Source organism: Vitiosangium sp. GDMCC 1.1324, from assembly GCF_003044305.1.
Lineage (GTDB): Bacteria > Myxococcota > Myxococcia > Myxococcales > Myxococcaceae > Archangium.
This window is the reverse complement of the sequence record NZ_PZOX01000002.1, coordinates 626711-638720: the sequence shown is the minus strand read 5'-3', so window position 1 is coordinate 638720 and position 12010 is coordinate 626711. Positions and strand designations below refer to the sequence as shown.

Annotated in this window: 10 protein-coding genes; 3 read left to right on the top strand and 7 right to left on the bottom strand. The window is 70.4% G+C overall.

From position 1 onward, the window contains the following. Window positions 1–9: 9 nt before the first annotated feature. Window positions 10–405, top strand: coding sequence for a hypothetical protein (locus tag DAT35_RS07095; RefSeq protein WP_108066122.1), 396 nt, complete (start codon window positions 10–12; stop codon window positions 403–405). A gap of 23 nt (window positions 406–428) precedes the next feature. Here the strand turns inward: DAT35_RS07095 and DAT35_RS07090 are convergent, their stop codons facing one another. The 7 genes from DAT35_RS07090 to msrB all read right to left on the bottom strand — a co-directional run bounded on the left by DAT35_RS07090 (window position 429) and on the right by msrB (window position 9459). Further along, complete coding sequence (locus DAT35_RS07090; RefSeq protein ID WP_108066121.1) at window positions 429–1232, bottom strand: hypothetical protein; 804 nt, start codon at window positions 1230–1232, stop codon at window positions 429–431. An 87-nt stretch (window positions 1233–1319) separates the two neighbouring features. After that, the gene (locus tag DAT35_RS07085) at window positions 1320–2060 is read right to left on the bottom strand and encodes a hypothetical protein (protein ID WP_233261330.1); all 741 of its coding nucleotides are present in this window, start codon (window positions 2058–2060) and stop codon (window positions 1320–1322) included. 100 nt (window positions 2061–2160) lie between these two features. Further along, window positions 2161–4038 (bottom strand): ATP-binding protein, encoded by a 1878-nt coding sequence (locus DAT35_RS07080; RefSeq protein ID WP_146209602.1) that lies wholly within the window; start codon window positions 4036–4038, stop codon window positions 2161–2163. 10 nt (window positions 4039–4048) lie between these two features. After that, window positions 4049–6061, bottom strand: a complete 2013-nt coding sequence (locus DAT35_RS07075) for a hypothetical protein (protein WP_108066119.1) — start codon at window positions 6059–6061, stop codon at window positions 4049–4051. A 15-nt stretch (window positions 6062–6076) separates the two neighbouring features. After that, a complete protein-coding gene (locus DAT35_RS07070) occupies window positions 6077–8323 on the bottom strand; it encodes an invasin domain 3-containing protein (RefSeq protein WP_108066118.1) in 2247 nt (748 codons plus the stop codon). A gap of 116 nt (window positions 8324–8439) precedes the next feature. After that, window positions 8440–8940 (bottom strand): DUF6748 domain-containing protein, encoded by a 501-nt coding sequence (locus tag DAT35_RS07065; RefSeq protein ID WP_108066117.1) that lies wholly within the window; start codon window positions 8938–8940, stop codon window positions 8440–8442. 81 nt (window positions 8941–9021) lie between these two features. After that, the gene (gene msrB, locus DAT35_RS07060; protein WP_108066116.1) at window positions 9022–9459 is read right to left on the bottom strand and encodes a peptide-methionine (R)-S-oxide reductase MsrB; all 438 of its coding nucleotides are present in this window, start codon (window positions 9457–9459) and stop codon (window positions 9022–9024) included. Window positions 9460–9728: 269 nt separating this feature from the next. Between msrB and dnaN the strand changes: the two genes are divergently transcribed. Both dnaN and DAT35_RS07050 read left to right on the top strand, forming a co-directional pair. Beyond that, window positions 9729–10835 carry a DNA polymerase III subunit beta gene (gene dnaN / locus DAT35_RS07055; RefSeq protein ID WP_108066115.1) on the top strand — a complete coding sequence of 369 codons (1107 nt, stop codon included), beginning with the start codon at window positions 9729–9731 and terminating at the stop codon, window positions 10833–10835. 28 nt (window positions 10836–10863) lie between these two features. After that, the gene (locus DAT35_RS07050; protein ID WP_108066114.1) at window positions 10864–11976 is read left to right on the top strand and encodes a heparan-alpha-glucosaminide N-acetyltransferase domain-containing protein; all 1113 of its coding nucleotides are present in this window, start codon (window positions 10864–10866) and stop codon (window positions 11974–11976) included. Window positions 11977–12010: the final 34 nt, after the last annotated feature.

Sequence of the window (12010 nt, the reverse complement as noted above, 5' to 3'; positions counted from 1 at the left end):
CCCTACGGGATGCGGATCTGCACGCTGGTCGGGTTGCTGGGAGGGGTGTTCCTTGTCGGGTGGATTGTGTTCTCCGTCTTCCTCTGGCGTAGGGAGAAGGAGGCCAGCCGTCGTCACAAGGAGCAGCTGCGCCTGCTCGGCACGGGGGAGATCCTCTCCCGCGCGTTGAACTGGGGCTCCTTGACTCGCCACGAGGACCACCCCGCCGTGAAGGAGTTCCGTGCCCTGCTCGAACAGCACCGCTACGCGGAGATGCTCGAGGGCTGGCGTGCCCTCACGGTCTCCCTGTTCGCCTTGGACGAGCACGCCACGTCCAGCAGTTCCCTGCACTACGACAGCGACGCCTTCCGCATGCTGCGCGACTATGTCGAGGTCCTCCACGAGCGCCAGCAGCGTGGGGAGTAATCCCAGGCATGAAAGAGCGGCGTCTAATGCCGCCCCAACTCCCTATCCCAGTCAGCCAATTGTATGGTCACCGTGTATTTGTAGGCGCTTGAGATATCCTCGAACCTCTCCGACGAAAGCGCGGAGAGGCGCTCGCGTAGGAAGCCCGGGTCGCTGAGCTCCTCGCGGTGCTTGAATTCAGGGTCCACCTCCACCAGGACAGGCATCAATCGAAGCACGGCCTCCAGGCAGTCCTCGCGGGTAGCGCGAGCCATGCGCTCCACCGTCAGGGCCATGTGCTCGCGGACCGAGGCAGGGCCTCCGGGGCACCATGCCTCCAAGGTCTTGCGGTAGATATCATCCATGAGCTCTTCCAGCGTGTACTTCTTACCGGGCCAGAACGCGTAGCGAGGGCCCTGGAGCACGTCCCAGAAGCGGAGCACCGAGGCGAGCCGGTTCGCCATGCGCTCCGCGCTCCGCAGCGGGGGGGGGGACACGGCATGGCAGAGCGCCCCCCAAGGAGTGCTCAGGCAGAAGGACTCGAAGGCCTTCCTCATGCGTTGATGCTCCTCCTTCGGGACACCTTCATTCAAGTCCATGAAGACGGCGCTGAACATGTGCATCCGCCAGCGCGGGCTGGCCCAGTCGAAACCTTCGGCCCCCGAGTGCATCACCAGCACCTCGCAGGACGGCACTTGGCGCATCTGCCGGGGTTGGGGAAAGACACCGGTCTTGATGTACTCCCGGGCCCACCAGCGTCCCTCGGCTCTCGCCTTGCGGCGAATGGCGGCGATGGTGCCGTAGAGCCACGCTGGAAACTCGAGCACAGGGGACTGTTCCGTGGTCATGGCTTTTCGCCCTACCACAGCGGTCAGACGCTCCTCAAGCGCCAGGCACTTCGCGCGCTCTGAGGGAGGCAGGCGCCTGCCTCCCTCTCAGCGGCAGTCCACAGGCAGGTAGACCTGGCCCTGGAAGCCCTCGGGTCGTTCGCCCTTGTCATACGCAGCCCGGATCGCCGGCTCGGCCAACTTACCGTGTTGATCAATCTCTTCCCTGGGCAACTCCTCTTCCTTCTGGGCCGCCCGCTCCTTCCAGGAAGCACCGGGCTTCTTGCGCCGGTAGCTCCAGCGGTACACAGTCACTCCGGGCTCTGGCGTGCGCCAGGACAACTGCCAGAGTGCTCCCCCGTTCTCGAAGTCGAGGAAGAGCGACCCCTCGAAGCCGGTGCCTCCCACGAGCTTCTTGTCAGGCTCGACAGCGTCATTGAGCGCCGCCAGGTAGCGCCCTGCCTGTTCTCTCCCTTCCCTGCGCGACTCCTCATTGTCCGGCTTGAGCTCGAAGAGCACGAGGCGGCGGGTATCAGTGATGTCCGGGCGCAAGCGCCTCACGAACGCCGGAAGACGCTCGGGGTCCCCCAACTTCCCTTCCTCCACAATGCTGAAGAGGTCGACGGTGTTGAGGAAGACGGCGTTGGCGGGGTGCTGCACGCGGTACTCAAGGCCAATGGCCACATGTGCGGCCTTGCCAAGAAAAGCGCCCCAAGGCTCCTTGGAGTCCGGCTTACGGCCAGGGAGCGTGAAGGAGGGCGGCTCCGCCTGGGCGCAGAGCGCCACGAGCCCCAGGAGAAGACCCGCCAACCTCCAGATGCTTCTTGTCCTGCATCCACGCTTCTTCATGTCCACCATGTATCTCCAAGTAAATGATTGAAGTTGGGCTGGTGATTGATTTCCAGGGCAATCGAGGCCGTGGCAATCATTGTCACCGGGAGTGCCGTGCTCACACCAGAGGGCCTTGCACGGGGGCGGCGGGCAGCATGAGCGTCACGGTGGTGCCCATTCCCTCGTCGCTCTGGAGGGTGATGGAGCCGCCGTGGTTCTCGATGACCCGGTGGCAGATGGCCAGTGACAGGCCCTTCCCGGTCCACTGCTGCTTGGTGGTGAAGAAGGGATTGAAGATGCGCTCCAAATGCTCGCGGGGAATGCCCCGGCCCGTGTCGCGCATCTCCACCCGGACCACCTGCGTGTCCACCACGTGGGTGGCGACCGTGAGGGTGCGCTCCGGCCGGTCCTTCAATGCCGTGAGGGCGTTGGTCAGCAGCCGGGCGAAGACATCTCCCAGCGCCTGCGTGTCGCCGAGCACCTTCACCTCTCCGGGGTGGAAGTGGCAGTCCACTCGCACCCCCGCCTGCGTCAGCTCCGCCCCGCGCGAATCCAGCACCCGGTGCAGCATCCGGTGCAGGTCCAGGGGATGGCGGCCCAATTGCTGGCGTTCGGAGAGCAATTGCAGCTCGCGGACGATGGTGGCGATGCGCTGGGCCTGCTGGTGGACCGTGGAGAGCATCCGGCGCGAGGGGTCGTCCTCCGGCAGGTCCATCAGCATCAGCTGCACGTTGCCCAGGATGGCGGCGAGCGGGTTGTTCATCTCGTGCGCCATGCCGGCCGCCAGGTCTCCCATGGCCGCCAGGCGTTGGCTGCGCGAGAGCTGGGCCTGCGTCTGTTGCAGCTCGCGGGTGCGTTCCTCCACCTGGGCCGCGAGCTGCTCGTTGAAGCCCAGCAGCTCGCGGTGCGCCACCTCCAGCGCGTGCCCCATGTCGTTGAATGCGCGCGCCAGGTCTCCCAGCTCGTCCCGGCGCTTGAGGGTGAGCCGGTGGCCGAGGTTTCCCCGCGCCAGCTCGCGCGCGCCCTCGGCCAGCCGGGCGATGGGGCGGGCCATGGCTCGGGCCAGCAGTGGCGTCAGCAGCAGGACTCCCACCAGGGTGAGTCCCAGGACCTCGAAGGTGCTCCGGCCCAGGGCGTGGAGCGGTGCGAATGCGGCCTCGCGCGGGCGGGTCACCACCGCCACCCAGCCCAGCTCCGGCACCGGGCTGTAGGCCGCCAGCCACGCGTGGCCGTCCTCCTCGTAGTGGCCCAGTCCCGGTTGTCTCGCGCCCCTCGCTCCAGGCAGTTTCGCGGAGAAGTCCTCCTCGGAGTGGGCCTGCCCGGGTGCTCCGTCCAGCACCAGTCGGCCTTGAGCATCCAGCAGGAAGACGCGCTCGAGGCCCTCGCCCCCGGTGGTCAGATGCTGGGAGAGCTCCTCCAGGCCCAGCTCGGCGGCGAGCCCCCCGCCTCGCGTCCCGGGTGCGAGTGCCGCCACCACCACCGCAGGCCGGTGGCGCACGGTGGTGAGGTAGGGCGCGGAGACGGCGTACGCGCGGCCCGGGTCCATCCGCGAAAGCAGCTCCGCGGCCCGGCGCTGGAAGTCCTCCACCTCCTCGGCGGCGACGGTGTCGTGCCGGCGGAACTGGGGCTCCTGTCGCGCGAACGCCTCGGGGTCATCCACGAAGACGGAGGCCACCAGGTGGGTCCGCCCGTCGAAGAGTCCCACCTGCGCGATGCGGTCGCGCCGCAGGAAGACGCGGGTGAGGAACTCCTGGGCCTCGGAGGGGCCGAGCGCGGTGGGGTCCTGGTGGAGCAGCGCGCTGCCCAGCTCCGTGGCCAGCGAGAGGACGTAGGTGGCGGCGTGCTCGGCCTCGGCGCGCGCGGTGCGCCGGTGTTGTTCCGTCACCGCCTCCGCGAGGGCCCGCTCCGCGCCACGCCACGCCAGCAGTCCCGTCGCCACGGTGGGCACCGCGGCGATGGCGAGCAGCAGCAGCAGCAGCTGGGAGCGGATTCTCATGGGCACGGGCCTATAGAGCGTTGACGGCGAACGTGCCCGCCTGTTGTCCCCTGGTGGTGCCGGAGAGGACGGTCACCCGCGTGCTGGAGATGGCCTGCGAGATGGTGATCGCCACGTCCGCCTGGCCCTGGAAGCCGGCGAAGTCGGAGGGGGTGAAGAGGTGGGCGTGGACGCCCTCGGCGCCGAGCATCAGGTCGTGCACGTCCCGGGTGGTGTTGCCATAGGTGTCCACCGCTCGGATGCGCACGCGGAAGGGGACGCCCACCGTCTTCGCCTCCGGCGTGTCCTCCACCACGAAGCGCTGGGTGGTGCCGGGGCGTACCTCGAAGCCTCCGGTGGTGGCGTGGAGCGCATCCGGTGCCTCGGAGTTTCCACCGGTGATCTCCAGGTGCGTCTCCTCCACCGCCGCGGTGATGGTCACCGGGAGGGTGAGGGCCCCCGTGAAGGTGCCGCTGGTGGTGGGGCTCAGCGCGCTGTCAGGGACTCCGGAGGCGGAGAGCCTCAGGGACACGGGCATGTCCGAGCGGTTGCCGAAGCGGTCCAGCGCCTCGAGGGTGAGCTCGAAGGACGTACCGGCCACCTGGGGCCCGGGCACGGCGGACACCGCCAGGTGGTCGGGTGGGCCCGGGCGGACGAGCAGCGCATCGGAGGTGCCGCTCACGGTGGCCGCGTTGGGATCCGTCGCCACCACGGACACCGTCTGCACCCGGGTGAACTCCGCGTAGAAGGACGCCTCGCCCTCGGCGAGCTCGATGCGGCCGGGAGAGAAGTCCGGGTCGGTGGGGACGGTGTCCAGCAGCACCGGCCCGGTGTACGGCGTGAGGTTGCCAAAGGCATCGAGCGCCTGGACGAGGAAGCGCTCGGGGATGCCCACCTGCAGGGGCCGGGTGCCGGCGCGCAGCACCTCGAAGCGGCGGGTGGGGCCGGGCTCCACCACGAGGCTGATTTCATCGGACTCGAGCGCGGTGAGCGTGTCCCGGTTGATGGCTCGGGCCGACAGCCGCACCTGCGTCGCGCTGCGCATGTCCCGGTAGAGCAGGGGCAGGCGGCCCTGCGAGGCCTGGAGGATGAGGGAGAGGGCCGGGTGGTAGGGCTCGGAGCCGCTCACGGCCAGGCCTCCCGCCGGCGAGTTGGTGCTCAGCTCGAGCTGGATGCCCGTGGCCGGCATGGAGGCGGGGCCGCCACTGGAGTCCAGCACCTCCAGGGCGATCGCCACGGGCTCTCCGGCCACCAGGGGCGAGGAGGGCACCCAGGTGAAGCGCACCGCGGTGGGCGGGCCGAGCCGTCCCACGGCCACCGTCTGGGTGATGGGGGGAAGCTCGCGGCTGCTGGACTCCAGCGTGTGATAGCCGGGCGTGGAGTCCTGGTATTCGATGTCCAACCCCGACTCCCCCGGGGCGAGCGTCACCTCCAGCGCGGCCTGGGCCTCCTGCTCGTGGCCGAGCCAGGCGAAGCGGCCAGTGCTGGAGTCACTGGTGACGCGCACGGTGCGGGGGGTGGAGGTGGGGGCGGGCTGGCCCGAGGGGTCTCTCAGCTCGATGCGGATGGGTTCGGACCACTCGCCGGGGTGGGCCGAGCGCATCGAGGTGACGAAGACGAGGCGGTGCACATCGCGGTCGATGACCTCGAAGGCTCCGGGCAGGGTGGAAGAGTGGCCCTGGGCATCGGTGACGGTGATGTCGTGGCGGCCCGGAGGCAGGGTGGTGGGCGCCACGGCCTCGAGCGAGTCACGGGAGAGGAAGCGCACGCCGTAGGCGCGCTCGGAGCCGATGCGTACCTCGAAGCGGTTCTCCAGCGAGGGAGGCGTGTCCGAGCCCAGGTCCACCGCGAGGTCCGGCGCGAAGGAGCCGTTGAGCAGCAGGTGCTCGGGCGAGCCGTACAGCGCGCTGTTCGGGGACACCCTGTCCAGGCGCGGCGTGTCCTGGATGGGGGCGCAGGAGAGTGCGCAGGCCAGGAGCACGGTCAGCCGGAGCATGCCGGGCGGGTACGGGAGCGATGAGCCATCCACGAGACGCGAGCGCATCCGAGCCTCCTTTCGTCACAGCGGGAAGCGGTAGCCGAGCGAGGCGGAGAGCCCGCCGATGGAGCCTTGAAAGGTACCGCTGTCGGGGAGCCGGGCGAGCCCGTAGCGTCCCTGCAGCACGAGCTCTCCGGGCCCGAACGACCAGGTCAGTCCGAGCCGCGCGTGTCCGCCGAACGCGAGGGAGAGCTGGCGCTGGAGGCCCTGGTCCAGGCTGATGCGCCAGTCGAAGCGGGTGAGGTGCGCGTCCAGCCCGGCACCGGCATAGGCGGACAGCGAGCCGGTGAGGGGCACGAGCCAGCGCGCGCCGGCGGACACGGTGGTGGTGAGGGCCGTACCGGTCAGGTCGAAGGGCTCGTGTGTCGCGCTCTCGCCGCGCAGGGAGAGCCGGCCCCAGGCCACCTGCAGGGAGGCACTGGCGGCGAGCCGCTCACCGAGTGCATAGGGGCGCACGTCCCCCTCCAACTCGAACGTGGGCTGCACCAGCCGGCCGAGGTTGCTCTGTGCGCCGAGCCGCACGGTGAGTCCCCGGGGCATGCGAGAGGTGAGGGTGAGCCGGGCATCGCCTCGGGCGTCGCCCGCCGCGGCGAGCAGGGTGGCCACGCCGCCCTCGCACCGGGCGGGGGGATGGAAGCGGGTGACGAACTCGCCGCCACCGAGCGCCGCCACGCGCTCGAAGTGCCCGCGCTCGGCCTGGGTGCCCGCGGCGCTCAAGGTGATGGGCACGCCATCCAGCGGGTTGCCGTACGCGTCCTGGACGAGCAGGTGGACCTGCGCGCTGTCCGTGCCACCGCAGAGCACCTCGCGCTCCTCGGTGCGCACGCGCAGGCGGGCGGCGGCGCCGGGGACGAGCCGCACGGAGACGCGGCTGCTTGCGTCTTCCCACCGGGCTTCGATGAGGGCCTCGCCGGCCTGGTGGCCGGACACCCACTCGACGGTGGCACGGCCGTCGCGCGTGCGCGCGGAGGCGGGCACCAGGCCCAGCGTGGTGGTGAGGGAGATCTCCGTCCCATCCGGTGCCAGCGCTCCCCGCGTGTCGCGGGCCGTGAGCTGGAGCACGAGTCGTGTGACACCATCCGCGGGCAACTCGTGCGTGCTCGCCTCCAGCGTGAGACGGGGCGGCGGGCGCAGCTTCAGGGCGAGCGAGGCCGGAGGCGCGCCCTCGAGCAGGGCGGTGAGCCGCTCCTCGCCTCCGCCGATGGGGGCGCGGTAGCGCGCGAGGTAGGTGCCATCTCCCCGGTCCTGGAGGGGCGCCACCTCGCCGCGCGTGGCCTGGAGCCGGACGGGCTGACCGGGCAGCGCGCGCCCCTGCGCATCGCGGACGCTCACGGTGATGTCCGTGCCGGAGGCCCCATCCGCGAGCAGCTCGGGCGAGGCGGCCTCCACGCGGAGCACGGGCTTCACTCCGGCCCGCAGCGCTACGCGGACGCTGGAGGACTCACCGGTGCCCGTGAGGGCGGTGAGCACGGCCTCTCCCGGAGCGGCCCGGGGCGTGGGAACGAAGGTGCCCACGTGGACGCCCGGGGCCACGCGCTGGGGCTCGAAGGTGCCTCCGGTGCGAGAGAAGGAGGGAGGAGCCTCCAGCGGCTCGCCGCGCCCGTCGATGGCGAAGGCCCAGACGCGCACGCCGCGCACACCGTCGGCCTCGACGGAGGAGCCCTCGGCGAGCAGGAGCACTCCGGGCCTGGAGGACACGGGCAGTGGCAGGCTCCGCTGCTGGGGTGGCTGGCCGGGCGCGGTGGCCGACACGGTGGCCTGCGCGAGGGTGGGGGTGAGGAGCACGGGCACCTCGGCCTGTCCGGTGGCATTGGCGCGGACGGGGCCGTAGAGGGCCTCGCCGATGCGGACCTCCACGCGGCCGAGGGGCGGCAGGCCGGTGAGTGGCAACACCTGACGGCGCTGCACCTCGAGCACCACGGTGGCGTGGGCGCCCGAGGAAGGGGACACCGCGGCGCAGAGGATGGGTGCGAGCACCTCGGTGCGGGGCGGGACGAAGGTGGCCTGGAGCGTGTCGGGGGCCGAGCGCCGGAGCGGGAGGACACGGCCCGCGCTGCACGCGAGGCGCGCGTCAGCGGGGAGTCCGGAGACGGTGAGGGTGGAGCGGGTGTCGCGTCCGGAGAGGAGCTGGCGTGGCGAGGCCTCCAACCGTGTGGGGGCGGCCGCATGGGCGATACCGGCAACCAGGATGCATGGCAGGGCCAGCATTCCGAGGAGCCATCTGGCCGCGCACGCGGACTGGGGGGGGAGGTCCACTGGCCCCATCATGGTGGAAGCGCTCCTGCCGGTGAATCGGGAGGGCGGCAGGATACTGCTTCCGGGAGGACGCGGGATGGCTCGGGTGCGGCCCGGGGGACGAGGTCCCCCGGTGTGGGACGGCGGAGCTACTTGCTGTCGACCACCTTCTGCACGCGCAACACGGTGGCGGCGCCGGCGGGGCCCGCGTTGGGCACGGTCTCCACGGTGGCCTCCACCTTGATGCCGGAGCCCATGTGGGTGCCCTCGATGATGGAGTTGCGCTTCTCATCGGAGAGGTTGAGCGCGGACAGGTCGACGTCGGTGACCTTGAGCCCGTCCTCGCCGGGGCGATCCACGCGGGTGGCGATATAGGACGGGCAGGGGGCGGCCATGCAGCGCACGCCGCTGTCCCTCACGTAGAAGACGGCGGGGCCGCGATCGGCGGAGGGAGCGGCGGTGCCGCCCGACGGGGCCTCGGTGTTAGCGGCGGAAGACGGCAGGGGCTTGTTGGCAGGGGGAGTTTCCATGGGGGTGGTGGGTGTGCCGCCGGACTCGGCGGGCCGGGGCTCGGGACTGCTGCGGTTGCTGCAGCCGACGAGCAGGCCCAGGGTGAGGGCGGCGGTGAGCAGGGGCTGACGCAGGATCATGGGTCGGGCTCCGGGTAGGGAGGCGGCAGTCTCGCTGTCTCCCGGGGGGGATGCCACTTCCCAGTGCGGGCGGAGCCCGGGTTATTCGTAGGGCGGCGCGCCGACCCCCTCCTCGATGGCCTGTTCCTCGGGCTCGAAGAGCAGGGCGGCCGAGTTGATGGAGTAGCGCAGCCCGGTGGGTGCCGGCCCATCGAAGTAGACGTGGCCGATGTGGCAGCCGCAGCGGTAGCAGGAAATCTCCTCCCGGTTCTGCCGCAGGGTGTGGTCGTCGTGGTGGGCGACGTGGCTCTCGTTGACGGGGGCCCAGAAGCTGAGCCAACCCGTGCCCGGGTTGAACCTCGCCCGCGAGGAGAACAGGATCTCACCGCAGCCGGCGCAGCAGTAGAAGCCCTTGCCGTGGTGGTCCCAGAGGGCCCCAGTGAAGGGCGGCTCGGTGCTCTTCTCGCGCATGACCTGGTACTGCTCCGAGGTGAGCTGCGTCCGCCACTCCTCGTCGGTCTTGTAGACCCTGTCGTGCATGACGCTTCCTCCGCGACCCTCCTTAGGTATGTGTGCGGGGCTCGCCAGAAGCAGGGACCGGCCGTCTGGTCGGTAGGCGGATGTGCTACCTGTGTGCCAGGGCCCGGGGAGATGGTCCAAGTCCCCGTTTCCCCGTGTGCCCGGCGAGAGAGCATGACCGCAGACGTCAGGTTCGTTGACGGCTGTGCCCCCCCGGGCTACATCCGCCACGGGCGGCCGTGCAGCCGCCATTCTTTCCTGTACCCCTGGTTGTTCAAGGACCCCCCGAGATGGAATTCCGCATCGCCGCCGACGAGCTGAAGAAGGCCCTCTACCGCGCCCAGGGCATCGTGGAGCGCAAGACGACGATGCCCATCCTCGCCAACGTGCTCGTCACGGCGCACAAGACGGGGGTGACCGTCACGGCGTTCGATCTGGAGATTGGAATCGTCTCCGAGCACCCGGCCGAGGTGGTGAAGCCGGGCGCCGTCACGCTGAGCGCCAAGTACGTCTTCGACATCGTCCAGAACCTGCCGGACGCCCACGTCACGCTCAAGAAGCTGGCGAACAACTACGTGGAGATTACGAGCGGCTCGGCGCACTTCAAGATCGTCGGCACGGCGCCCGAGGAGTACCCGAAGCTGCCGCGCGAGGAGAGCGCGCCGCTGGTGCAGGTGATGGGCAACACGCTGCTGGAGATGATCAAGAAGACGCAGTTCGCCATCTCCACGGACGAGACGCGCTACATCCTCAACGGCGTCTTCTTCGAGCCGCAGGCGGGCGGCAAGGTGCGCATGGTGGCCACGGACGGCCACCGGCTCTCGCTCATCGAGCGCGAGTTGCAGGGGGACTTCAAGCTCAAGAGCGGCGTCATCATCCCGCGCAAGGGCCTGCTGGAGCTCAAGCGGCTGTTGGACGAGGCGCCGGACGCGGAGTGCCACCTGGGGTTCGCGGAGAACTCGGCGCTCTTCAAGAAGACGGGCCTCACCATGGTGATGCGGCTCATCGACGGGCAGTTCCCCGAGTACCAGCGCGTCATCCCCAAGGAGGGGGAGAAGGCGGTGCTGGTGCCCAAGACGCGGCTGCTCGAGGGCCTCAAGCGCATCGCGCTGTTGAGCGCGGACAAGAGCTACGCGGTGCGGATTGGCCTGGCGGAGAACCAGCTGCTCATCACCGCGAACAACCCGGACCTGGGCGAGGCCAAGGACGCGCTGGACATCGCATACCGGGGCACGTCCATCACCATCGGCTTCAACGCGCGCTACCTGATCGACGTGCTCACGGTGACGGACACGGACGAGGTGGCCTTCGAGCTGGGTGACGAGCACAGCCCGGGCGTGCTGCATGCGCCGGGGGACCGGAGCTTCACCGCCGTGGTGATGCCGATGCGCGTCTGAGCGTGGCCGTCGGTTCGTCCCCGAGGAAATGAGTCCCCAGCAGGCCTCTGCTGCACCGCCGCCCGCCCCGGTACCGAGCCCGCGCAACACGGGCCTGGACCGTGCGCGGGCGGTGGCCGTCATCGCCATGGTGATGGGCCACACGCTGGATGCGGTGCTGACGGACGAGGCGCGCGATGGGACGGGCATGCTGGCGTACTGGTCCATGCGGGCCGTGACGGCGCCGCTGTTCCTCTTCGTGGCGGGCTGGGCCTTCGCGACGACGGTGCAGCGCACGGGCGCATGGGGCCCGGGCGTGCTGCGCCGGTACGTGCCGCGGGTGGGGTTGCTGCTCGGCTGGGGCTACCTGTTACGTTGGCCCGGTTGGGGGCTGCCGGCGCTGTTCGCCGGGGACGTGGAGGTGTGGCGGCACTTCCTCGCCTTCGATGCGCTGCACGGGGTGGCGGGGGCGCTGCTGATGGGCGCGAGCGTGCTGGCGCTGCTCAAGGCCCGGGTGGCGCGCATGGGAGCGCTGGCGCTGCTCGCGGTGCTCTTCCCCCTGGTGAGCCCGGGGTTGCGCGCGTCGGTGGAGGCGGGTGGGTGGCCCCTGGTGCTGGAACTGGTGCTGGTGGGCCGCGCCTCCAACTTCCCGCTCTTCCCGTGGGCGGCGTACTTCTTCGTGGGAGGCCTCACGGGGCTGGGGCTCGCGGGGGTGAAGCGGGTGCCGCACTGGCTGTGCCTGATGGGGCCGGGCACGGGGCTGCTCGCGGTGATGGCGCTGTGGGGCGGGGACCCGAGGTCGAGCGACCTGGCGCTGGTGGTGTGGCGGGTGGGGCTGCTCGCGGTGGTGGCGGGACTCGCGATGCTGCTGCCTTCGCGGCTGGACGGGCTGCTGGGCCCGGTGGGGCGCGCGTCGCTCTGGGTCTACGTGGTGCACCTGCCCCTGGCCTACGGCTGGTCCACCTTCGCGGGCCTGGCGGGGCGGCTGGGGCGCTCGCAGGAGGTGCTGCCCGCGCTCGGGCTTGCACTGTCCGTCCTGGCGCTGTCGCTCCTGATCGCACTGCCAGCGAAAAAGCGGTACAGCCGATGGCGCGCACGGGAGCGCGGGGCGGGTGCGTCCGCTTCGGCGGCGCTCGTGTCCGAGCCGCCTGTCTCTGGCTGAAGCGGGCGACCCCTTCCTTCTCGTATACTGGGAC